Here is a 22,505-nt window from a genome sequence, read left to right on the forward strand (position 1 = left end):
TAGTATTTGAAAGAGATTCTGGCAACTTTATGTCTGGGTTGCATTTTAATCACAACACCTACTTTGGTGGAAAAATTGAGTTTACTTCACATTCATCCCCTCCAACTCAAGCATTTATTCAAATGTCAGATGAAATATATCTTACAAGCCAAACATTAGTAATTGGTCGTTCATGGCACGATATTGTAATGTCTGATTGGGTATTTCAGAACACAAGCCCCAATGCAATTGTTGGAATTACAGGCTCTGGTGATAATCAGCGGTGTCATTTTAAAAATCTAACATTTAAAGGGGCACATTCTGGATTGATACAATTAAATTTCACCACTAGCTATGGTTGCGAAATATCAAATACATGGTGCGATACTTACGTGGAAGACCCTTTCTTTACCCCAACACCAACATATATCGCAAACTCAATGGGAGGAAAGGCAGTCGAAGGAGGAAAGGCAAACGGCGGTCAGATAATCTCATTTAAAAGAGCTCAATCAGCAACACAAGGAAACTCCATAGTCTCATTTGATGATATTGGCTTTAGGGTTGGTTCAATCATAGAGGTTTCTATTTCGGGGGTATTTAATAGCTCAGTTTCTAGCGGTGACCTATTCATAAGCGACACATCTGGGTCACTTGTTTCTTTTGAGAAAGGAACGGGATGGGATTCTGCGTATATTGGATTAACAAACTCAAAACAAAGAGTTGATGCTAGAGTGTTATTTAAATGTATTAAGCAAGACATGACAACATTGCGTATAGTATCTTCTAATGGAGATACATCTGCATCATTTCATTCTCACGCCTCAATAAAGTATTTATAATAATTTGGAAAATAACTTCAATAACCAATACAGACGCTAATTGTTCATTAAAGTGCTCGCGCAAATATGCTGGTTGTTGCCGTTCAATTTCGGACGTAACAACCAGCATATTTAAACGTTCTTTATATGCGACACCTGAAGCGGCTAAATCGACATTAATCTTGTCTTTTTCTTCTTGAGTTATGTTTGCGAGGTTCATAATGGATCCGGTTAGTTTTTGGAGAGTATAGCAGGGTGTGGAATTAAAAAATCAGAGGTGGTATAAAAGTATCACCTTTCTCACAGGTTCGATCTCCAAATCAATTTCATTTTCCCTAATTGGGTAAAATTATGGGTAAAAATATTTAAAGTTTCATAAATTATTGCTTTAAATCAATACTATAATTGTTATTTGTGAAGTTTGTAGGGAACGCCATCGATTATCTATTTTGTCAGTGTAGAAATTATTTCTAGAGCAGTGTTTATCAATTCACGCTATTATCGCTATTGTTTTGCTTCCTCATTCAATAACCAACAATAAATTTAGGTTTTTATATGGATATAAAATCAATTAATGATACCCGATATTTAAAGTTTTTATTTATTGCTTATTTTTTTTCTTCTGGTGGGCTGTAACTCTAGGCCTACAGATATCCTTGTACCTCCTGAAAATTTTTATCAAGTATCAGAAAAAGTGTATCGCTCTGGGCAACCAACCTCAGGTGAAATGAAGTGGCTAGAAGCTCAGGGTATAAAAACGATTATTAACTTACGTGAATATCATAGTGATAGTGATGATGTAAAAGGCACGCAATTAGACACTTTTCACGTAAAAATGAATGCAGGTAGAATTAATGATAAGGATCTCATTGAGGTATTACGTAAAATAAACAGTACGTCTGATCCTGTGTTAGTACATTGTTGGCATGGTAGTGATCGCACAGGAACTGTTATAGCAATGTATCGGCTTGTATTTGAAAATTGGACTAAAGAGCAGGCAATTGCTGAATTAAGAAAAAAAGAGTATGGCTATCACGAACTTTTTTTCCCTAATATTGTTCAATATCTAGAAGAAGTTGATATTTCCGCAATCAAACAACAAGTCTTTCATCGGCAACTTACAGATAATTAAAACCACAGAAGTAGAGTTTGATTTTATTACACAGCATTTTTCGTACCCAGTTCCAGAAGAGCGATTAATGATAAAAGAATATAATTAAATAACATCATAGATTTTTTATATTAGCCATGATATTGGACTACTATTTTAAATCAGCTCAATAAGATAATCACAAAAACCGAATTATCTTATAAGATCAACACTTAATAAAAGTACCACTTATCATTCATTGACAGTATTATGTGTAGAGTTTATGAATATGCGAACGATGATGTTGTTCATCATAAGATAATTAGCGGAGAACATTATGAAGTATCGCCTGTGCGGTGTTGCTCTTTCAGTCGCCTTACTTTCAGGATGTGCAAGTACCCCTAATAATGGGGAGGGGCGCTCTGACCCATTGGAAGGGTTTAACCGCCAGATGTTTGATTTTAACTACTATGTTTTAGATCCCTATATCTTACGTCCAGTTGCCGTGGTTTGGCGTGATTATGTGCCACCACCAGCAAGAAATGGTTTATCAAATTTTTTAGGTAATTTAGAAGAGCCCGCAAGTATGGTGAACAGTATATTGCGTGGTGACTTTGAAAAGGGAGCTAAACATTTTGGTCGCTTCTGGATTAATACCGTTTTTGGTATGGGGGGATTAATCGATGTCGCAGGGATGTCTAAAGAAACGATGGAAAAAGAAGTGCCAATGCGATTTGGTAGTACGTTAGGTCATTATGGTATGGATTATGGTCCCTATGTGGTTGTGCCAGGCTATGGTAGCTTTACTGTCCGTGAAGAGGGTGGTGATTGGGCTGACTTGACGTATCCTATGTTGAGTTATTTAACATTTTGGATGTCAGCAGGTAAATGGGCATTAGAAGGTATTGAAACTCGCGCACAATTGCTCGATTCAGATGCGATTTTACAAAACTCGTCTGATCCTTACTTAATGATGCGTGAAGCTTATTTCCAAAGTAATGACTTCCAAGCGGGTACAGTAAAAGAGAACCCTAATGCGAAAGCCATTGAAGATGATTTAGATTCAATTGATTAGTGAATTATCTTTTTAGTTTGATAAATAAAAAATGGTCTTCTAGAAGACATTTTTTGTATAAAAGATACGGTGAAAAATTAGAAACGGTAATTAAAGTTCATGCCGTATAACCATGCTTTACCTGATGATTCAAATTCATAAGTAGGCGAGAGTGGTGTTTCAGCGAGTTTTTCTTTAATTGTGACTTTTTTACCGTGCATATACGCTAACCCAACATCAACAGACATATCTTTGTTAAATGCATAAGTTGCCCCCGCACTTAACCAGAAACGATCTTGGTCAGGAATTGAGATCGAACGTTTATCCGCAGGAACTGGGCTATCATCGAAAGCAATACCGGTACGGAATGTCCAGTTATCATCGTGATAATAGGTTGTTCCTAAAGCAACACGCCATGCATCACGGAAGCCTTCTTCTTTCTTGAAGAGTTGCTGACCATCGCTTTTACGTGTAGCTCTTAACTCTTTAAACTCACTCCAGCTTGTATAAGCGAAGTTATAGTGAATTGCCCATTTTGGGGCAACACGGTGATAGGCTGCAAATTCCCAAATTTCAGGTAGATTAAGGTCTAGCTTACCTTTAATGGTGTCACCGTTAGTAGCAACAATACCCAGATTATCAAGCATTGGTAACGGTGGAAGATCATTTTGGTATTCACCGTCTTTAAATTTCACTTTTACTTTAGAACGATAAGTGAAACTCACACGGTTACCTTCATCAAACTCATATAATAAACCCGCATTCCAGCCAAAACCCCATGCGTCACCTTTAAGTTGGGCAACTCGTGCTGAAGGTGAAACTGGAAGACCGAGCAGTCCTGGTAATTCACCAGCATGGCGTGTAATTTCTGCATCAGCATAAAGGGCATTTAACCCTAAACCTACGCTAAATTGATTATTAACACGGTAACCCGCACTTAAATTTAGGTTCATGGTTTTTAAATCAGTTTTACCGCCAATAAGACCAGCAGCATAATCTTTTTTAAAATCAGTGGCTAAACCAAAGTTTGTTGTACCAGATGCGCCAATCGCCCATTTATCATTGATGGGGGCGACAAAATGGATATTAGGGACTAATGCACTGGGTGCAATATCACCAGCATTAGTGCTAGCATGGGTGCCAATAGGTGATTGACCTTTAATATCAACACTTGGATTAATATGGATAGCACCGACAGAAAACTCAGGGCGGTCGAACATAGTGAGCGCAGCAGGGTTACGGCTACCTACGCTGGCGTCATCGGCAATAACACCTTCCCCTGAAAATGCACGCCCTAGTGCTGAAGTAGAATATTCATTTAACTGAAAACCGGCAGCGCCTGCTTGAGAGGAAATTGCTCCTACAATGGCAGCTAGTGCTGTGCGAGTAAACAGGTTTTTACGGTTCATGACCTAAACCCTCATAATTTTTTTAAGTTAGTAACTTCTGATTAGAAGCGCTGGATTTTAGGTGCGGTTGTCGTTATGACAAATCAGACCAGTTGATTAAGTATAAAGTTGATTACCCTAAATGTTGCAAGTATGTTTTTAAAATATTGCCATTTGGATTCAATAATTGGGATTTGGTTAACATATTTTTCACAAAATATGCCAATAAAGATATTTTTGATTGTTAAATAAACAGAATAATCAATTTTTTTTTGTAAAATTATAATAAAATTTGAGCTAAAGCAGTTTATTTTATTTTTTTGTAATTATGATAGATAATTAACATTTCTTTCGTTGGGAGACTAAAATGGCAGACGCAATTAATCGTTGTAGTGCAGAAGAAACCGCTGCTTGCTGTTGTGTAGATGTGGGTACTATTATTGACAATAAAAATTGCACAGCGTCATATCAGCATGTCTTCGCTGATAAAGTACAAGCGCAAGCAATGTTAGATCAACTCAGTGCAAAAGCACAATCTATCGCCTCTGAGCCTTGCAAAATTAATCAACAATTTGCTGATGTTGATGGTGGTGTTCAACTTACCGCTGATTTTACATTCTCTTGTGAAGCAGAAAACCTAATTTTTCAATTAGGATTACGCTAATTTACTGAAATTAATAGATTTAAGGCTGTTGAAATTTAACAGCCTTTTTTTATATCCCTTCATCACGCGATTATCTTTCCTATCATTATTGTTAAGTTTAAGACATTTCATCGAAATATTGAGCGCTAACTCCCACTTCTCGTAAAATCACGTTTCTGAAAAGTGAAATTTTTGTTAACACTATTATCAGGTCAGACCTCTTTGGTGTTAGGAAATCATTTTGTCAGGAGCCGTTATGAAGTCATTAACGAACAGTGCTATGAAAGATCGCATTGCTATTGTCAACGGGCTACGCTTACCTTTTGCTAAACAAGCGACTGCGTATCGAGGAATACCTGCGGTTGAATTAGGGCGTTCAGTGGTTCAAGAATTAGTGACTCGCAATGAAATTCCACCTGAAATTATTGATCAGCTTGTTTTCGGGCAAGTCGTTCAAATGCCGGAAGCTCCTAACATTGCCAGAGAAATTGTGCTCGGCGCTGGCTTAAGTGTAAAAACGGATGCGTATAGTGTTACAAGAGCGTGTGCAACAAGCTTTCAAGCGATTGCTAATGTTGCTGAAAGTATGATGGCAGGACATGTCTCAGTCGGTATTGCTGGTGGTGCTGATTCATCATCTGTTTTACCCATTGGTGTCAGTAAAAAATTAGCAGATGTGTTGCTAAGTCTTAATAAAGCAAAATCATTAGGCCAGCGCTTAAGTTATTTAAGTCAATTACGGTTTCGTGATCTTCTCCCTGTTGCTCCTGCTGTGGCTGAGTATTCAACTGGATTACGTATGGGAGATACCGCGGAGCAAATGGCGAAAACTTACCATATTTCAAGAGCTGCTCAAGATGAATTAGCGCACCGCTCTCATCAATTAGCAACTAAAGCATGGGAAATGGGAAAACTAGATAATGAAGTCATGACCGCTTTTTTCCCGCCTTATAAAGAAGGTATTCATCAAGATAATAATATTCGTAAAAACTCTGTTCTTGATTCTTATGCCAAACTCAAACCTGCTTTTGATCGCCGTCACGGTAGTGTCACTGCCGCAAACAGTACGCCATTAACTGATGGTGCAGCAGCGGTATTAATGATGAAAGAGTCTGTTGCCAAAAGTCTTGGTTATCAACCTTTAGGTTATTTGCGCAGTTATGCATTTACAGCGACAGATGTCTGGAAAGATATGTTATTGGGGCCATCATATGCCACACCACTTGCGCTTTCTCGGGCAGGTCTTGCATTAAGTGATCTAACGTTAATTGATATGCATGAAGCTTTTGCTGCACAAACACTCAGTAATTTGACGTTATTTGCCAGTGAACGGTTTGCTAAAGAACAACTAGGATTATCCAAAGCGATTGGAGAAGTGGATATGGATAAATTTAATGTGCTAGGTGGTTCTATTGCTTATGGACATCCATTTGCTGCGACTGGCGCAAGAATGGTTACACAGACACTCCATGAGCTTAAACGCCGAGGTGGAGGGTTTGGATTAACCACCGCTTGTGCCGCAGGTGGATTAGGTGCAGCGATGATTTTGGAGGTGGAATAATGGAACAACAAACATCATTAGAAAAATCATCTGTTTTTCACTTTTCAGTTCGTAACGATAAAGTCGGCGTGATAACCATTGATGTTGTTGGTGAAAAAGTAAATACACTAAAAGCAGAGTTTGTGCAGCAATTTCAAGATGTTTTAAAGAAAGCTCAGCAACATTCTGGCGTAAAAGGATTAATAATCACCTCAGGCAAAACTGACAGTTTTATTGCAGGTGCGGATATCGCCATGATTGCGGGTTGTAAATCCAAGGAAGAAGCGAGCGCACTCGCAAAAGCAGGACAAGATCTTTTTACGCAACTTGAAAACTACCCATTGCCAGTTGTGGCTGCAATTAATGGTGTATGCCTTGGTGGGGGGCTTGAATTAGCCTTAGCCTGTCATGGGCGAATTTGTTCTGATAATAGCAAAACGCGTTTAGGGCTTCCTGAAGTACAACTAGGATTACTGCCAGGATCTGGTGGAACTCAACGCTTACCTCGTCTTATTGGTGTAACATCCGCCTTAGATATGATCTTAACAGGTAGGCAAGTTAATGCGAAACGAGCCTTAAAATTGGGCCTTGTTAATGATGTCGTCTCACAAGATATTCTATTAGAAGTTGCTGCTAAATGGATTTTAACGGGTAAAAAAGAGCAGAGAAAGCATTCGGTAATGGATCGTTTCTGGGCAAACACAACGTTAGGTAGGAATATACTGTTTGGGCAAGCCAAAAAACGAACATTAGCTAAGACAAAAGGCCACTATCCAGCCGCAGAGCGAATTCTTTATGTTATAGAACGCGGTCTTGAAAGAGATATTCAAACGGGATTTAAAGAAGAGGCAAATGCGTTTGGTGAGCTGGCTATGACACCTGTTTCATCAGCATTGAGGCATCTCTTTTTTGCTTCAACGGCACTTAAAAATGAAACAGGATCATCTGAAAAGCCAGATAATTTGCACCATATTGGTATTTTAGGTGGTGGATTAATGGGGGGCGGTATTGCCTTTGTCACTGCGACAAAAGGTAATCTACCTGCAAGAATTAAAGATATCAGCGATAAGGGAATTGCTCAGGCACTGAATTATAGTTGGAAAGCGCTTTCAGCTAAGGTGAGTAAGAAAAGATTATCAGTACGTGAACGTCAGCGCCAAATGGGACTACTTTCGGGAGCCTTAGATTACAGTGGTTTTCATCAATCAAATATTATTGTTGAAGCCGTTTTTGAAGATTTGGCTTTAAAACAGAAGATGGTTGCAGATATTGAAGACGTGGGTAAAGGTAAAATTATTTTTGCTTCGAATACTTCTTCGCTTCCTATTCATAAAATTGCAGAAACAGCAAAAATACCCAGAAAAAAGTGATCGGGCTTCACTATTTTAGTCCAGTCGAAAAAATGCCTTTAGTTGAAGTTATTCCACACGCAAATACGGATGAAAAAACGATTGCTACAACGGTAGCTTTTGCTAAAAAACAGGGAAAAATTGCAATCGTTGTTGGTGATCAACCTGGATTCTATGTTAACCGTATTCTTGCTCCTTATATCAGTGAAGCATTGACATGCTTAATACAAGGAGAGCCTATTGAACATATTGATAAAGCTCTTGTTCAGTTTGGTTTTCCCGTTGGACCTATTCAGTTATTGGATGAAGTCGGGATTGATATCGGCACAAAAATTACACCAATATTAGTGGATGCCTTTGGTGAAAGATTTGCAGCTCCTTCTACTGTGGATGCTATTATTGCTGATGATAGAAAGGGGCGTAAAAATGGAAGAGGTTTTTATCTTTATGCAAAACATGCATTACCTTTTTCATTAGGTAAAAATAAAAAAACAACCTGATCCGGCGATATATCGACTATTACAAATTAAACCTAAAAGCCAACTGTCTTCCTCTGAAATTACGGAACGCTGTTTATTATTAATGTTAAATGAAGCTGTTCGTTGTTTAGATGAAAATATTATAAAGCAACCTCGAGATGGTGATATAGGTGCTGTATTTGGTATTGGTTTTCCTCCTTTTTTTGGTGGTCCATTCCGTTATATGGACAGTATGGGAACAACAAAAGTGGCAGAAAAACTTAACCAACTTGCCGATAAATATGGTGAAAAATATCGCCCTTGTGAGCGTTTAGTTGAAATGGCTAAACGAAATGAACGTTTTTACGATTAATATCATCATTGCATTACCATTGCTTTTCCCTTTTGTGACATTTGTTTTGATTGAGGCGCTTAGGCGCCTTTTTTCTTGTACTTTTTGCGTCAGATTAATAATTGGTGAATTTTTAATGAAAAAAAGGGTCAAAAGTGTTAATGATAGCCAAATATGGCAAAATAGTTATTTGAAAATAAATTTAAAAATGACGCTTTTTTAAAATAAAACGCTGAAAATGATGTTAATTTGTAAACCAATCGCATGACATTAAAAAAGATTAATAATGCTATTGAATTAGGGTGTTGAAGATTTTATATGGGAATATATTGATTTAAACTGAATTAAATTAAATATTTTAAAAAGTGTAAATACCCGTAATTACAAAAATAAAAATAGGTTTAATAACTTACTATGCAAAATTTTTTATTATGCGCCACGGAGAAGCGGCTATTGATGCTGCCAGCGATGCACTAAGACCACTGACTGAACGTGGAAAACGTGAATCAATAGAAATGGCTGAATGGATGACAAAACAGGGACATACAATCGATTATGTTTTAGTCAGTCCTTATTTACGTGCTCAACAGACATTGGATGCAGTAAAAGTAGATTTAGTACTACCTAACAAAATAGAAACAGATGAAGGGCTTATCCCAGGAGGGAATCCTTCACATATTGCACATTACTTACGTGCCTTGGGGGATACAGGATATAAAAATATTCTTGTTATTTCTCATCTACCCTTAGTTGGCTATGTTGTCGCTGAGCTTTGTCCTGCGGTATGTGCCCCCATGTTTTCAACATCAACCATTGCTTGTGTTGATTTTGACTTATCAAAAGGTACAGGGGGGTTACTATGGCAAGTATCACCCTCAACATTGAAATAAAATTTAAATTAATAAGTTAAAAAATTAACACCTTATTTCACTCGAATAAGTGATTTAAGGGTTAATGCAATAGAATTTTGAGGATTAGCGGCGAGCAATATCGTCGTTTTCCACTAATACTAATAACGCAGCATCGCCACCCCATTCTTTAGGGGCTTGATGAAAAGCTATAATATCAGGGTGTTGCGCTAACCAAAGTGGTGTTTGCTGTTTTAAAATATGTTTGCCATGGCCGTGCATAATACAGGCACAATAAACATGTTCTCGTCTACATGCTGCAATCAATGCGCCAATCTCTTGTTTTGCAATTAACTGTGTTAATCCATGCAAATCTAGAAAGAACTCAGGTATATAATCACCCCGACGTAGCTTTTTTAATTCATAAGCATTAGCGCCTTCTCTTAAATAGCGCATCGGACCTTCTGTGGCCAAGTTAGGCTGAAATTCATCTGAAAAATAATAAGAAGCATCAACTTGCTCTTGTTGCAAACGTTCAACAGCGTAGTGCGTCACTTTTTTACGTTTAGGTGAATGAAGTATTTTATCTTGAGGTAATTTTTTGGTGCCTTTTATCATCTCCTGAAATAACTCAATTTCAGACGGCGGTAATGAAAATTTTTTTATTCATTTTTTTACGATTCTTCATAGTGTTACTGTTGTTATAAGGCAATAGTACATGAAATAGTGTCAGAGATAAAAAAGTATAGGTCATAAATTTAGGATAAAAAAAGGCAGGGAATTTACCCTGCCGAAATAGTCACATAGCTAGAAAATAGATGAATTAATGACCTGAGGTTTCAGCGCGTCGACAGGCTTCAAATAAGAACCATGTACGACGTTCAGTCTCATCAATCCAGTTTTCAATTAAGCTTGCAGTTGATATATCGTTATTTTCGTCACAAACAACGTGTGCTTTTCTTAACTCTGCTGCAAGGAGTTGGTTATCTTGGCACAGTTCAGCAAGCATATCTAAAGGCTCAACATATTCCGCATTGTTATCTTCAATACGTTGCATTTTTGAGATTTGACTAATAGAGCGTAATGTTAGGCCACCAATTTTACGCACACGTTCAGCAATAGGATCGGTCATCGCAAATAATTGATCACCTTGTTCATCTAACATGAGGTGATAATCACGGAAATGAGGGCCGCTTACATGCCAATGGAAATTTTTTGTTTTTAGGTATAATGCAAAAACATCGGATAGGATTGCATTCATCGCAGCACTGACTTCTTTTGTTGCTTTAGGTTTTAGATCAGTGGGCGTTGTTAGAGGACGGGTTTGCAGTTTGCGTACATCATTAACTTCAGATGGGGTTAATTTTTTACTGCTCATTTTTGTCTCCTAAAAATCAAAGAAATATTATTGAGAGAGCAACATAATCAATAGAGTAACAAATGAAGAATGAATACTTTTTTGATGCTATTTGTTTTTCTGCTCAATAATTAATTGTACTTTTTAAGTATGATCCCATTTTTTATTATTCCCACCTAAAGGTAAAAATTAAGTTATTTACTCTTCAAGTTATATTTAATTTGGTTTTTAACTTTGAATTGTGTTTTTTTATTTGGTTTGTTTCGCTTTTTGGGGGTGGTTTTTGAGAACCATTAGAAGGTGAGAATATTTAATAAGGTTACCTTTTTTTTAGTGCTTAGCGCTGATTTATCCCCCTCTTCATGGCAAACTACAAACTTTCTATTTCTTCAGAGGACAACAGTTTTGGATATAACACTAAAAGAGGAAGCGGTTACTGATCTAAGCACAATCCTAGATATGTTACGTTGGGCTATGAGCCAGTTTAATTCATCTGATATTTATTATGGTCATGGCACAGATAACGCGTGGGATGAAGCATTGCAGCTTGTATTACCGACGATTGCACTTCCTTTAGATATTCCAGATGCACTGCTATCAACCAAGTTAACAACTTCTGAAAAGATGGACATTATTACGCTTGTCGAAAGCCGAATTGAGCAAAAAATTCCCGTTCCTTATTTAACTCATCGCGCTTGGTTCTGTGGTCACGAATTTTATGTTGATGAACGTGTTCTTATCCCTCGCTCTCCTATTGGTGAGTTAATTAATAACCATTTTGATGGTTTAATTCATCAAGAGCCGACACGCATTCTCGATTTATGCACGGGAAGTGGCTGTATTGCGATTGCTTGTGCTCATGAGTTTGAAGACGCTGAAGTCGATGCGGTTGATATTTCTGAAGATGCACTGGAAGTGGCTGAATTTAATATTGAAAACCACGGTTTAGTACATCGCGTTTATCCAATGCAATCCGATTTATTTAACGCCATTGTGCCTACGCCTTACGATATTATTGTGACGAATCCTCCGTATGTTGATGTCGAAGATATGGGAGATTTACCTGATGAATACCAAGTTGAACCTGAATTAGCATTAGCTTCAGGTATTGATGGCCTAGATATTACGAGACAAATTTTACTAAAAGCCCCTGAATATCTGAGTGAAAAAGGGATTTTAGTGTGTGAAGTGGGTAATAGTATGGTTCATCTTATTGAGCAATTCCCTGAGGTTCCATTTACATGGCTTGAATTTGAAAATGGTGGACTCGGTGTCTTTATGTTGACTCGTGAACAGCTCGTCGAATATTCAGCGTGTTTTTCTACTGATAGGCGTTGATGTAACAGCAATGAGACGGTAGATTGTTATTTATTGCAAATAACATATCGATAACATCACATAGTAATAGGAATAAAGGGATGGCAGGAAACAGTATCGGACAATTATTCAGAGTCACGACTTTTGGTGAGTCTCATGGTATTGCATTAGGTTGCATTGTTGATGGTGTACCTCCTGGATTGCCTTTAACAGAAGCCGATTTACAAGTTGATCTAGATAGACGTAGACCTGGAACATCACGTTATACCACTCAACGCCGTGAACCTGACCAAGTTCGCATTTTATCAGGTGTATTTAATGGTGTTACAACAGGAACAAGCATTGGTTTACTGATTGAAAATACGGATCAGCGTTCTCAAGATTACAGTGACATCAAAGATGTTTTTCGTCCTGGTCATGCTGATTATACCTACGAGCAAAAATATGGTTTGCGGGATTATCGTGGCGGAGGGCGCTCTTCTGCACGAGAAACTGCAATGCGTGTTGCGGCTGGTGCAATCGCAAAAAAATACTTAAAAGAGAAAATGGGGATTGAAGTAAAAGGTTACCTTTCTCAATTAGGCCCAATTACTTGTGATCTTGTCGATTGGTCTATCGTTGAAACAAATCCGTTTTTCTGCCCAGATCCTTCTCGTTTAGACGCGCTTGATGAATATATGCGTGCGCTTAAAAAAGAAGGTAACTCGATTGGTGCCAAAGTGACAGTGATTGCGGAGGGTGTGCCTGCAGGATTTGGTGAGCCTGTTTTTGACCGGCTGGATGCAGATTTAGCACATGCATTAATGAGTATCAATGCTGTTAAAGGCATTGAAATAGGTGATGGTTTTGGTGTTGTAACCTTAAAAGGCACTGAAAACCGAGATGAAATCACGAAGGATGGTTTTACTAGCAATCATGCCGGTGGCATTTTAGGTGGAATTAGCAGTGGTCAGCCAATTGTTGCTCATATCGCTTTAAAACCCACATCTAGCATTACTATTGCGGGCAAAACGATTAATCGTGATGGTGACGAAGTCGATATGATAACTAAAGGCCGTCACGATCCTTGCGTAGGAATACGGGCTATCCCTATTGCCGAAGCAATGATGGCAATTGTATTGCTTGATCATGCATTGCGCCAACGTGGTCAATGTGGAGATGTTGTACCTCCGCTAATGCAATGGTAATCATTCTACGTCAATAACGTAGTTGATAAACTGTTGTAAGTTTGATGTTAGCTTTAAAGGTGTGAGCGCCTAATTTTATTATGCTCAGATCGTGTTGCTGTGTTTTTTAAATAAATGAGATAAACACAGCAACGCGTCCTTCATTCCTAATAATTCGGATAGATAAATGGATTGGCTCTTTTCAGATGGCATCTACCTTCTTCTCTTCTTTGTTGCTTTAATCGCAGGTTTTATTGATTCAATTGCTGGTGGAGGTGGATTAATTACTATTCCAGCTTTGTTATCAGCGGGGATCTCGCCTGTTCAAGCTCTCGCAACGAATAAACTGCAATCAGTCGGTGGCTCTTTTTCGGCGACGCTTTATTTTATACGTCGAAAAGTGATTGATTTAAAAGCGCAGCGATTTGCAATTTTAATGACATTTATTGGTGCCGTTTCTGGTGCAATGTTGGTGCAGTTTATTAATCCAGAAATCCTTAAACAAGCGCTTCCTATTCTTACCATAGCTATAGGTCTCTATTTTCTTCTGACTCCATCAATAGGTGTTCAAGACAGTAAACAACGTATTGGTTACTATACTTTTGGTGCAATATTAGGTGGTGGCGTCGGTTTTTATGATGGTATTTTTGGACCTGGTACAGGATCTTTTTTTGCTTTAGGTTATGTCATGTTACTTGGATATAATCTTTCAAAAGCAACAGCGCATGCTAAGTTACTTAACTTCACCTCCAATTTTGGCTCTTTACTGTTTTTTATTATTGGTGGGCAGGTTATTTGGACTATTGGTTTAGTTATGCTTTGTGGGCAGTTTATTGGTGCTCGCTTAGGTGCAGGTTTAGTATTAACAAAAGGGCAAAAATTAATCAGACCTATGCTGGTCATTATCTCCTTTTTGATGAGCATCAAACTCATCTATGACAATCATGGCGATACTATTGCACTTTGGTTTTCTGCACTTTTTAATTAGGAATAGATGGTTTTTAAATGTCAGCACATCATTATCAACAGTTAATTGATATCTTTAATCAATGTTTTAGCGAAAGTTTTCAAACCCGTTTAGTCAAAGGGGATGATGAGCCGATTTATTTGCCTGCAAATGAAGAGACACCTTATCACCAAATTATTTTTGCTCATGGTTTTTATGCTAGCGCATTACATGAAATATCACATTGGTGTATCGCTGGAGAGGCCCGTCGCCAACAAGTTGATTATGGTTACTGGTATTGCCCAGATGGGCGAGATGAAGTTACCCAAGGGCAGTTCGAAGTGGTAGAAATCAAACCTCAAGCATTAGATTGGTTATTCTGCCAAGCTGCTGGTTATCCTTTCAATGTCAGTTGTGACAATTTAGAAGGTAACTTTGAACCTGATCGTTATGAATTTAGAAACAAAGTGAGAGAACAAGTACTCGCTTATCTACGAGACAAAAACACCCCACCTCGCGCACAGCTATTTATTAATGCGTTACATTTGTTTTACAATACTCCAGAGCTAACGGAAGAGATGTTTCCTTATCAGGAAAATCCTTTAGTTAATTAAGGATTGCGAGAATAACTATCGCCTATCCACTGTGAAGGTTTTACCCAATAGGGTGGAGTCTGAAGTAATAAGGTTGCGAGAAAATATGTATTTATACCTTGCTAATACAAGGTAAATATAAAAGATAGCAACATTATATATTGAGGATAAATAATGCTTTCTGAGTATGAAGCGTACTTATTAGATAAAATTGATAGCCGTGTTGAACATGCCACTGACGATGAATTATTTGCAGGCGGGTATTTACAAGGTCATATTACATTGGCTATTGCTGAACTTGAGCAAGAAAATAATACACAGTTAGAAGCGTTAAGAGCGCGTGTAGAAGAGAGCATTCAAAAGGCGATAAAAGCAGGTGAGCTTTCGCCACCAGATCAAGCGTTAGTTTTATCTACATGGCATGATTTAGTTAACTCAATTAATTAATTCGGCATGTTACTAAGAGAACAACCGGCATAAATCGGTTGTTTTTTCTTTCTTAATGTCTTATTAAAATCATAGTCTCTACATGATATTTAAGATATTTTCTGTTGAATTAGATTGGTTTTTTATACAAAAAATTGATCTTCATTATTTATCAATTGTTTTTTATTTGATTTTTTCAAAGTCGATGTATCTCTCATTGATTAAGCATAATAGTGCTATCTTTTGTAACTCCTTGCCATTTCTGTAAAATTACTTTTAAATGTTTTTAGGAATGTTTCTCGGGATGCAAATGATTTGCATAGAATATTTATGATAAGGATAACGATACGATGAAAAATTTCTTTAAAATAGGCCTACTGACTAGTCACTGTTTTGTTTCTATCTGCTTGTGATCAATTTTGATTTAGATAATAAAAAAAATAAGTTTTTATTACAGTAATCCAAGCGAAAAAGTCATTAGTTTTAGTGTCGATGGTAAAGAATATCAGGTTGAACCGGGTAAAAATGGCTATATAACGCTGTCACCAGGTGAACATAATTTGAAAGATAGTGCCGGTAATGATGCTCGATTTATGGTTTATGACAATAATAATGGTGGCATATTAAATCCTGATAATTTTATGTATTACACCCTTTCTGAAGTTTATGCAGTAAAGGGAAAAACGGATCAGTTTAAACCTGTCGATTACCCCGTTATTATTAATGGCTATGAATTTGAACTTCCAGTGCGTAGTACTAATGCCACATTAATTGATGGTAATGTTTTTCAGTGTACCTATGCTTTAGGCGAGCCATTTCCTAATGAAATTCGTACTCGTAATAAAAATAATGACGGTGGCATAAAAAAATAAATGCTTTGATAAACCTGAATTTATTCAATATATTTCAGCGGAATATAATAAAGATTTAGCCCCGTTTACTCAAGAAGATGAATATAACGATTCTGTTAACCTTGATTTAGACTATATGTTGCCGGCAGCAGAATTTACTGATCCTGATATTCAAGCTGAAGCAGAAGAGCTAGTTTCATTATTAAATCAAATTCAAGAAAGTGAAGATCCGAAGATCCATAGTACATTAAAAGATAAACTTTATAAGGCGACACTTGCTATTTCTAGCGCGTATGGTAATCGGGCGGTTAAAAATTCCGTTGAAGACAATAAATACTATGGTCATTTTATTAAAGAGACTCAGAAGTTCCAATCTTACGGTATACTGCCTAAAAATTAACGAGTTCAAGAATAAGTCATTATTTTAGTATTAACACAAGCCATCCAGTAGGGTGGCTTTTTAATAAATTAATCATAAAAAATATCTGAGCTGGAAAAACGAGATGACAACGACACAAACTAAAATAAAAAAATAACAATATTACGATCCGCCAAACACAGATCGACGATGCTACTAAACTACCTGCTATTGAGTTATCGGCAGGGCAACTTTTTAGCACTTTAGAGGATTTGCGCTGGATAAGTGAAAGTGGCGTACAAAGTGTTGAAAAACATGTAGCGTTTATTCGTCAACAAGGACATTGGGTTGCGGTTAATCGTGATAATGAGCCCGTTGGTTTTATTATGACGACATCTTTACCTGAAAGCTTATTTATTCATGAGCTTTCAGTGAGCCTAGATTGGCAAAATAGAGGGATTGGTAAATTACTTATTCAAAAAGTAAAAGATGAAGCCAAACTACATAAGTTTGATGCTATTACATTGACAACATTTCGTCATGTACCTTGGAATGCGCCGTATTATCAACGCTTAGGTTTTTCAATTTTACCAGAAAGCGAAATTCCAAGTTCTTTGCAAGCAGTTTTAGATAATGAAGTTGAAAGAGGGGGATTTGCAAAAGAAACACGTTGTGCGATGAAGTTTGAGATTAAAGAACAAAAATAAATAATACTAAGTTTGCCATTTAGTCCATATTTTATGCAGTCGATAGAGGTAACGCTAATGTAGTTACCTTATTTGGGTAATGCCAATAAGCAGATAGATGTGCCCCACGTACCGTGTTCACAATGGATCTGTTTTTCCCCGTAGTTGTTCATAAAATTAAGTAAACTATCGCCTGAGCTAAAATAAATAAGGCTAGCATCAGGTTGATCACTCGTTGATATATGAGGCATAAACATATTAGCCATAGCGCGTTTTACCGTGCTAACACTTGTCGAGGATGCGACATAACGTTGAGATACCAACCAATCAACGCCAGTTGAAAGTGAGGTGACTTGTGAAGACATCGCGGCACCTAAAATCATTAATATCCATCCATTAGAGTTTTGCATTTCAGTTGAAAATGGATAGGCAATCATATTGTAGTGAGATTGGTGTAAATCTTGGCGTTTTTGGCGATTAGTTAGTGTTGTGAGTAGTTGCTGTTGTAAATCAGAAGAAAAATGCAGCGTTGCTATCGTATTTTCTGATAAGTCATCATCGAGAAATTGATACAGCCCTTGAATATACAGACTTGATTTATCGGTGCCACATTCATTCAGGTTATGATAAACACGCCAATGACCCGACAATGTTTTTACTGCATAAGCGCCATGAGAAAATGTTAAACCATAATCAGATAAAGATTGTCCTTGACGAAAAAGGGCAATAACTCGATCACCACTATGATCTAGATATTGTCGTAGAATTTTAGCTTGTTCAGTGCGTAAGGCGATATCTTGAGGTGTTGATGATATTTTATCGGCACAATTATAGCTACTCGCATAAGAAAAAGAAGTTATGCTCAAATTAATAAGCATAACAATCAGTTTGATTTTATTTGTGCACATCTTAATTCAGTTTTTCCTGATGAGAAAGTGAGCGCTCATCTTGTGTTACAACATGAGAAATAATGGTATCGCCTTTTTTCAAATACGCACCAGTACCTTTTTCAACGGGTTCGAGAGTGAGTTTGTCATCAGGTTTAATTGGATTTTTTTCTAATGCATCGGCGGGAACAACTATTTCGACATCTTCACCTTTTTCAGTTTTTGCTTTAATGATTTTTTCATCAGGTTTATTACTTTTCTCAACCGAAATTTGTACCAATATAACAGGTAATCCAATAGGAGATAAAAGGATCCCACTGACAAGCGCTGAACTTCCAACGCTACTGATGACACTCATAGCAGAATAAATTTCACCTGTTGAATGGTTACCCGCAGATATTGGTAATGAGATAAATGCAATAGAACCAATAAGTAACGCTGAAAGTGATTTTTTCATATAATATCCTTATTAAGTAATTAAACTGAATAAACCATATATCTAAAAACTATTAATAAATAAAAAAACAGGGTTTAATTAATTGCTTATGTTTTTATTCTTGCCTTTATTAATAAGATATTATTTTATATTTATAAATAATTCTATTGTTTTATATCTATTGGTTTTCCTCGTAGTAAGGATCTTACCCAAAAACGATTAGGGTGTAAGGCATTCAATACATTATCTTCAATCGGAAAAGGTTCATCAAAAATTTGGCTTGCAAGAATTTCAGCTGATAAAGGCGCTGAACATAGCCCACGAGAGCCTAATGCGCTGATAATATAAAGTTGATGATAAGCAGGTGCTGAAGCGGGGGTTTGTCTTCTACGTTTAAATCTGTCTAAATGTGTGTATGCAACTCGCAATTTTTCAAAATCAGGTACTTCGCCTAATAAGGGGAGGTGATCGCGGATCGTGCATCGAATACCTATTCGGGCTTCATTTCGGCTAAAATCAACTTCGTTAACCCAAGGTGCTTTTGCTAAACACTGTATCAGATGAGCTTGGTTGTTTTCTTGTTCTTGAGTCGAGACCGCTAAATCTAATCGATCGCGACGAAAGCTTGCTCCTACACAATGTAAGTTATCTTGCTTATCAACAGGTGTAAAATAACCATCATAACAAAGCACAGTTTTTAGTTTTGATAATGTCTTGGTTGTTGGAATATGGCTAACTTGACCTCTGACTGCGCTGATGGGTAATTTTTTACTTTGAGTAAAGTCTGTAATTCGATGCCCATTTGCTAAAATAACGCAATCATGTTGTGATTGAAGTGGTATTGCATTTTCTCCATCGTGATGAACAATATCTAAGCACCAAGAAGCATCTTGCTCACGTATTTGAGTGACTTGATGATTAAATCGCAATGTTAATCCTAATTTTTCAGCGTATTTTAATGTATTGATTGTGAGCTCAGTCGGGGAAAGCCAGCCCGCTTTTGGATAAAACAAAGCATCACAATTAACGTCTATTCCGCTAAGTTTATTGACTTCATCTTCATCGAGATAACACGCTATTTGAGAAAAAGGAATGGAATTATCTATAATTCGCTGCACTTTCTTACGAACTTTCTCGTTATAAATAACCTGTGTAACGCCAGACCATTGATGTGAAAAAGGAATACCTGCTTTACTCAGATTATCATAAGTGCGATGAGCAAATAGAAATGCAGTTGTAAAAAATTGTTCTAGTTCATCAGATTTGCCATTGAGTAAAGGATATAACACACCTTGTCGATTGCCTGAGGCATTAGTTGCAGGTTGTTTATCTTCACAATATAAGGTGACATTGGCACCTCTTCTTAGGCAGGAAATTGCCGCAAATGTGCTGGCAATACCGCCACCTATAATTGCAATATTCTGTGCTTTAGTCGCACTGGGTCTTGCATAGTAAGGGAGAAACTCTGGGGATGGAGCTTGTCGGAAAATACCTGTCAGCATTTCTCTTTTTTGACCAAATCCTTTGATTTTATTTATCTCAAAACCAACACGTTGCAAACCTCGCTTGACAATCCCAGCAGCGGTAAACGTTGCAAATGTGCCGTTTTCTCTCATTGAATCAGCCATCGATTGGAAAAGTGTTTCACTCCACATTTGTGGATTTTTAGAAGGTGCAAAACCATCTAAGAACCATGCATCGACTTTGTTATGTAGCGCTTGGCGAGTTTGAGGTAACAAGGTATTGATATCACCAAACCATAAATCCAGAGTCACTGCTCCATCAGCAAGGATAATGCGATGGCAACCCGCAATAGCTAATGGCCATTGAGAACAAAGCGCTTGTGAATATTTTTTGAGTTCTGGCCAATGGTCATGTGCAGATTGTAAGTCACTTTTTGTAAGAGGAAATTTTTCGAAACTGACATAATGAAGACGTTTTAAACAAGCGTCAGGAGATGTTTGCCTAAATTGCTCGAAAGCTTGCCACAGTGTTAAAAAATTAAGCCCAGTACCAAATCCTGTTTCTGCGATAATACATTCAGAGCGTACATGTGTACCAAAACGTGATGGAAAATGATTTCCATGTAAGAAGACATGTCGCGTTTCTTCTAGACCATCTTGGTTTGAAAAGTAAATATCGCCAAATTGTTCAGAGATAGGTGTACCAAGTTCATTCCAACTTAAAGATGCAGTATTTATCGGGCTATTATTCACGGAACTGCCTGTATTTCTCGAAAAAATTAACCAATATCTTAACGCCGTTAAGTGACTTGTACCAGCCTTAAAGGGGAAAGTGTTTTATCTGCTTATCTTTATTTTTGTAAAAAAAGATCCTGATCGGACTTGTTCGGCGTACAACTGTACGCTAAAGTGCTACTCAGAAATCCCGCAGCTACAACTATTATTGTAAAGAGGTATGAATGAAGCGCGCAGTGATCACGGGTCTGGGTATTGTTTCGAGCATTGGTAATAACCAGAAAGAAGTGCTGGATTCTTTAAAAGAAGGTCGTTCCGGGATAACTTTCTCAGAAGAATTTAAAGAGATGGGGCTTCGTAGCCACATTTGGGGCAACGTTAAGCTTGATACTGAAGGTCTTATTGACCGTAAAATCCGCCGTTTTATGAGCGACGCATCGGTTTATGCCTATTTATCTATGCAAGAGGCGATAGCTGATTCAGGTCTGACCGAAGATCAAGTTTCTAATATTCGTTCTGGCTTAGTCGTTGGTTCTGGTGGTGGTTCGCCACGTAACCAAGTTCAAGGTTCTGATGGCATGAGGGCAAAAGGTCTACGTGGCGTAGGTCCTTATATGGTAACTCGTGCAATGGCATCAGGTGTTTCAGCTTGTTTAGCAACACCTTTCAAAATTAAAGGCGTTAACTATTCAATCAGTTCGGCTTGTTCAACATCAGCACACTGTATTGGTCATGCCGTTGAACTTATTCAGTTAGGCAAACAAGATATTGTATTTGCTGGTGGTGGTGAAGAGTTAAGTTGGGAAATGACCTGCGAATTTGATGCAATGGGTGCACTTTCAACTAAATATAACGAAACGCCAACCAAAGCTTCTCGTACTTACGATAAAAACCGTGATGGTTTTGTTATCGCTGGTGGTGGCGGTATTGTAGTGGTTGAAGAGTTAGAACATGCATTAGCACGTGGTGCACATATCTATGGTGAAATCGTAGGTTATGGTGCCACGTCTGACGGTGCAGACATGGTTGCACCGTCAGGTGAAGGTGCTGTACGTTGTATGCAAATGGCAATGCAAGGTATTGATAAAGTAGATTATATCAATACACATGGTACTTCAACGCCAGTTGGCGATTTAAAAGAGCTTGAAGCTATCACTGAAGTGTTTGGTTCGCAGACACCCGCCATCTCAGCAACAAAAGCAATGACTGGTCACTCATTAGGTGCAGCTGGTGTGCATGAAGCTATTTATAGTCTACTGATGTTAGAGCATGGATTTATTGCACCAAGCATCAATATTGAAGAACTAGACGATAAAGCAATGGGGATGAACATCATTACTCAACCAACAGAACAGAAACTGGAGACTGTCATGTCAAATAGTTTTGGTTTTGGTGGTACAAATGCTTCATTAGTCATGAGTAAATATAAAAAAATAGTTAGATATACTTATATTTCTCTATTTAAACAAGCAGGCTTCATTTTATTGAGGTCTGCTTTTTTTATTTGGAAAATTATTATGCAAAATAATTTATTATTTTAATAAAGATATCTTTCGGATAAAAATCATTAAAAAAAGATTATATAAATAAGGTTTAGAAATACCTCAACTGATAGTTACTCAATTCATCATTCTAATAAATAGACGATTTTTGTTAATATATTGTTTATATTAATAAAAATGAATCGAGTCCATTTTATTTCAATCGTTTAATTTAATTTTACCTAAAATCACTAAATGTTTTGTTTTATATGGGGTTAGATGAA

21 protein-coding genes and 2 pseudogenes are annotated in these 22,505 nt (G+C 37.4%); 16 read left to right on the forward strand and 7 right to left on the reverse strand.

Annotation, left to right across the window (positions count from 1 at the left end; genetic code table 11):
• A partial coding sequence (locus tag BHE89_RS06515; protein ID WP_216080988.1) for a hypothetical protein occupies positions 1 to 818 on the forward strand: 818 nt, incomplete at its 5' end.
• Here BHE89_RS06515 and BHE89_RS06520 read toward each other — a convergent pair.
• A complete protein-coding gene (locus tag BHE89_RS06520; protein WP_074454074.1) occupies positions 763 to 1,017 on the reverse strand; it encodes a DNA polymerase III subunit theta in 255 nt (84 codons plus the stop codon). The genes BHE89_RS06515 and BHE89_RS06520 overlap by 56 nt on opposite strands.
• 405 nt (positions 1,018 to 1,422) lie before the next feature.
• Between BHE89_RS06520 and BHE89_RS06525 the strand changes: the two genes are divergently transcribed.
• Positions 1,423 to 1,929: a fused DSP-PTPase phosphatase/NAD kinase-like protein gene (locus BHE89_RS06525; RefSeq protein WP_286145950.1), complete on the forward strand. Its 507-nt coding sequence runs from the start codon at positions 1,423 to 1,425 to the stop codon at positions 1,927 to 1,929.
• A gap of 295 nt (positions 1,930 to 2,224) precedes the next feature.
• Positions 2,225 to 2,962 carry a phospholipid-binding lipoprotein MlaA gene (mlaA, locus tag BHE89_RS06530; RefSeq protein ID WP_069367941.1) on the forward strand — a complete coding sequence of 246 codons (738 nt, stop codon included), beginning with the start codon at positions 2,225 to 2,227 and terminating at the stop codon, positions 2,960 to 2,962.
• A 77-nt stretch (positions 2,963 to 3,039) separates the two neighbouring features.
• On the opposite strand, the gene fadL is transcribed toward mlaA, so the two are convergent.
• A complete protein-coding gene (gene fadL / locus BHE89_RS06535; RefSeq protein WP_069367942.1) occupies positions 3,040 to 4,350 on the reverse strand; it encodes a long-chain fatty acid transporter FadL in 1,311 nt (436 codons plus the stop codon).
• Between the two features lie 346 nt (positions 4,351 to 4,696).
• Here fadL and BHE89_RS06540 point away from each other — a divergent pair, with 346 nt between their 5' ends.
• The 4 genes and pseudogenes from BHE89_RS06540 (at position 4,697) to sixA (ending at position 9,561) form a co-directional block, all read left to right on the forward strand.
• Complete coding sequence (locus BHE89_RS06540; protein WP_006533378.1) at positions 4,697 to 4,993, forward strand: YfcZ/YiiS family protein; 297 nt, start codon at positions 4,697 to 4,699, stop codon at positions 4,991 to 4,993.
• Positions 4,994 to 5,228: 235 nt separating this feature from the next.
• Complete coding sequence (gene fadI / locus BHE89_RS06545; RefSeq protein WP_069367943.1) at positions 5,229 to 6,533, forward strand: acetyl-CoA C-acyltransferase FadI; 1,305 nt, start codon at positions 5,229 to 5,231, stop codon at positions 6,531 to 6,533.
• A pseudogene (gene fadJ, locus BHE89_RS06550) lies at positions 6,533 to 8,692 on the forward strand (fatty acid oxidation complex subunit alpha FadJ). The gene fadI and the pseudogene fadJ overlap by 1 nt, the downstream one beginning before the upstream one ends.
• A gap of 410 nt (positions 8,693 to 9,102) precedes the next feature.
• Positions 9,103 to 9,561, forward strand: a complete 459-nt coding sequence (gene sixA / locus BHE89_RS06555) for a phosphohistidine phosphatase SixA (protein WP_128860362.1) — start codon at positions 9,103 to 9,105, stop codon at positions 9,559 to 9,561.
• A gap of 84 nt (positions 9,562 to 9,645) precedes the next feature.
• Here sixA and smrB read toward each other — a convergent pair whose 3' ends face one another.
• Positions 9,646 to 10,185: an endonuclease SmrB gene (gene smrB, locus BHE89_RS06560; RefSeq protein ID WP_128860363.1), complete on the reverse strand. Its 540-nt coding sequence runs from the start codon at positions 10,183 to 10,185 to the stop codon at positions 9,646 to 9,648.
• Between the two features lie 157 nt (positions 10,186 to 10,342).
• A complete protein-coding gene (locus BHE89_RS06565) occupies positions 10,343 to 10,897 on the reverse strand; it encodes a Dps family protein (protein ID WP_069367948.1) in 555 nt (184 codons plus the stop codon).
• Positions 10,898 to 11,281: 384 nt separating this feature from the next.
• Here BHE89_RS06565 and prmB point away from each other — a divergent pair, with 384 nt between their 5' ends.
• The 8 genes from prmB to BHE89_RS06600 all read left to right on the forward strand — a co-directional run bounded on the left by prmB (position 11,282) and on the right by BHE89_RS06600 (position 17,240).
• On the forward strand, positions 11,282 to 12,214 hold the full coding sequence (prmB, locus tag BHE89_RS06570; RefSeq protein ID WP_074454075.1) for a 50S ribosomal protein L3 N(5)-glutamine methyltransferase: 933 nt from the start codon (positions 11,282 to 11,284) through the stop codon (positions 12,212 to 12,214).
• Between the two features lie 80 nt (positions 12,215 to 12,294).
• Complete coding sequence (gene aroC, locus BHE89_RS06575) at positions 12,295 to 13,380, forward strand: chorismate synthase (protein ID WP_069367950.1); 1,086 nt, start codon at positions 12,295 to 12,297, stop codon at positions 13,378 to 13,380.
• 166 nt (positions 13,381 to 13,546) lie between these two features.
• The gene (locus BHE89_RS06580; RefSeq protein WP_069367951.1) at positions 13,547 to 14,347 is read left to right on the forward strand and encodes a sulfite exporter TauE/SafE family protein; all 801 of its coding nucleotides are present in this window, start codon (positions 13,547 to 13,549) and stop codon (positions 14,345 to 14,347) included.
• Between the two features lie 17 nt (positions 14,348 to 14,364).
• On the forward strand, positions 14,365 to 14,919 hold the full coding sequence (locus tag BHE89_RS06585) for an elongation factor P hydroxylase (RefSeq protein ID WP_069367952.1): 555 nt from the start codon (positions 14,365 to 14,367) through the stop codon (positions 14,917 to 14,919).
• 153 nt (positions 14,920 to 15,072) lie between these two features.
• Positions 15,073 to 15,345 (forward strand): YfcL family protein, encoded by a 273-nt coding sequence (locus BHE89_RS06590; protein ID WP_006533359.1) that lies wholly within the window; start codon positions 15,073 to 15,075, stop codon positions 15,343 to 15,345.
• Between the two features lie 539 nt (positions 15,346 to 15,884).
• Entirely contained in the window at positions 15,885 to 16,196 is a 312-nt protein-coding gene (locus BHE89_RS25185) for a hypothetical protein (protein WP_286145951.1), read from the forward strand.
• A 115-nt stretch (positions 16,197 to 16,311) separates the two neighbouring features.
• The gene (locus BHE89_RS25190; RefSeq protein WP_286145952.1) at positions 16,312 to 16,575 is read left to right on the forward strand and encodes a hypothetical protein; all 264 of its coding nucleotides are present in this window, start codon (positions 16,312 to 16,314) and stop codon (positions 16,573 to 16,575) included.
• A 230-nt stretch (positions 16,576 to 16,805) separates the two neighbouring features.
• Positions 16,806 to 17,240, forward strand: a complete 435-nt coding sequence (locus BHE89_RS06600; protein ID WP_286145953.1) for a GNAT family N-acetyltransferase — start codon at positions 16,806 to 16,808, stop codon at positions 17,238 to 17,240.
• A 68-nt stretch (positions 17,241 to 17,308) separates the two neighbouring features.
• Here the strand turns inward: BHE89_RS06600 and BHE89_RS06605 are convergent, their stop codons facing one another.
• The 3 genes from BHE89_RS06605 to mnmC all read right to left on the reverse strand — a co-directional run bounded on the left by BHE89_RS06605 (position 17,309) and on the right by mnmC (position 20,758).
• Positions 17,309 to 18,085, reverse strand: coding sequence for a DUF2145 domain-containing protein (locus BHE89_RS06605; RefSeq protein ID WP_286145954.1), 777 nt, complete (start codon positions 18,083 to 18,085; stop codon positions 17,309 to 17,311).
• Between the two features lie 43 nt (positions 18,086 to 18,128).
• On the reverse strand, positions 18,129 to 18,563 hold the full coding sequence (locus tag BHE89_RS06610; protein ID WP_069367955.1) for an STM0539 family protein: 435 nt from the start codon (positions 18,561 to 18,563) through the stop codon (positions 18,129 to 18,131).
• Positions 18,564 to 18,706: 143 nt separating this feature from the next.
• Positions 18,707 to 20,758: a bifunctional tRNA (5-methylaminomethyl-2-thiouridine)(34)-methyltransferase MnmD/FAD-dependent 5-carboxymethylaminomethyl-2-thiouridine(34) oxidoreductase MnmC gene (gene mnmC / locus BHE89_RS06615; RefSeq protein WP_069367956.1), complete on the reverse strand. Its 2,052-nt coding sequence runs from the start codon at positions 20,756 to 20,758 to the stop codon at positions 18,707 to 18,709.
• A 206-nt stretch (positions 20,759 to 20,964) separates the two neighbouring features.
• On the opposite strand from mnmC, the pseudogene fabB reads away from it, so the two are divergent.
• Positions 20,965 to 22,182 (forward strand): annotated as a pseudogene (gene fabB / locus BHE89_RS06620) (beta-ketoacyl-ACP synthase I); the annotation flags it as partial.
• Positions 22,183 to 22,505 lie beyond the last annotated feature (323 nt).

Source organism: Shigella sp. FC1967 (assembly GCF_001743005.1).
Classification (GTDB): Bacteria; Pseudomonadota; Gammaproteobacteria; order Enterobacterales; family Enterobacteriaceae; genus Proteus.

Excerpts from the sequence above, each read along its gene's own strand:
- BHE89_RS06520 (WP_074454074.1), bottom strand. The coding sequence starts at position 1,017 with ATGAACCTCGCAAACATAACTCAAGAAGAAAAAGACAAGATTAATGTC.
- mlaA (WP_069367941.1), top strand. The coding sequence starts at position 2,225 with ATGAAGTATCGCCTGTGCGGTGTTGCTCTTTCAGTCGCCTTACTTTCA.
- fadL (WP_069367942.1), bottom strand. The coding sequence starts at position 4,350 with ATGAACCGTAAAAACCTGTTTACTCGCACAGCACTAGCTGCCATTGTA.
- BHE89_RS06540 (WP_006533378.1), top strand. The coding sequence starts at position 4,697 with ATGGCAGACGCAATTAATCGTTGTAGTGCAGAAGAAACCGCTGCTTGC.
- fadI (WP_069367943.1), top strand. The coding sequence starts at position 5,229 with ATGAAGTCATTAACGAACAGTGCTATGAAAGATCGCATTGCTATTGTC.
- sixA (WP_128860362.1), top strand. The coding sequence starts at position 9,103 with ATGCGCCACGGAGAAGCGGCTATTGATGCTGCCAGCGATGCACTAAGA.
- BHE89_RS06565 (WP_069367948.1), bottom strand. The coding sequence starts at position 10,897 with ATGAGCAGTAAAAAATTAACCCCATCTGAAGTTAATGATGTACGCAAA.
- aroC (WP_069367950.1), top strand. The coding sequence starts at position 12,295 with ATGGCAGGAAACAGTATCGGACAATTATTCAGAGTCACGACTTTTGGT.
- BHE89_RS06580 (WP_069367951.1), top strand. The coding sequence starts at position 13,547 with ATGGATTGGCTCTTTTCAGATGGCATCTACCTTCTTCTCTTCTTTGTT.
- BHE89_RS06585 (WP_069367952.1), top strand. The coding sequence starts at position 14,365 with ATGTCAGCACATCATTATCAACAGTTAATTGATATCTTTAATCAATGT.
- BHE89_RS06590 (WP_006533359.1), top strand. The coding sequence starts at position 15,073 with ATGCTTTCTGAGTATGAAGCGTACTTATTAGATAAAATTGATAGCCGT.
- BHE89_RS25190 (WP_286145952.1), top strand. The coding sequence starts at position 16,312 with ATGTTGCCGGCAGCAGAATTTACTGATCCTGATATTCAAGCTGAAGCA.
- BHE89_RS06610 (WP_069367955.1), bottom strand. The coding sequence starts at position 18,563 with ATGAAAAAATCACTTTCAGCGTTACTTATTGGTTCTATTGCATTTATC.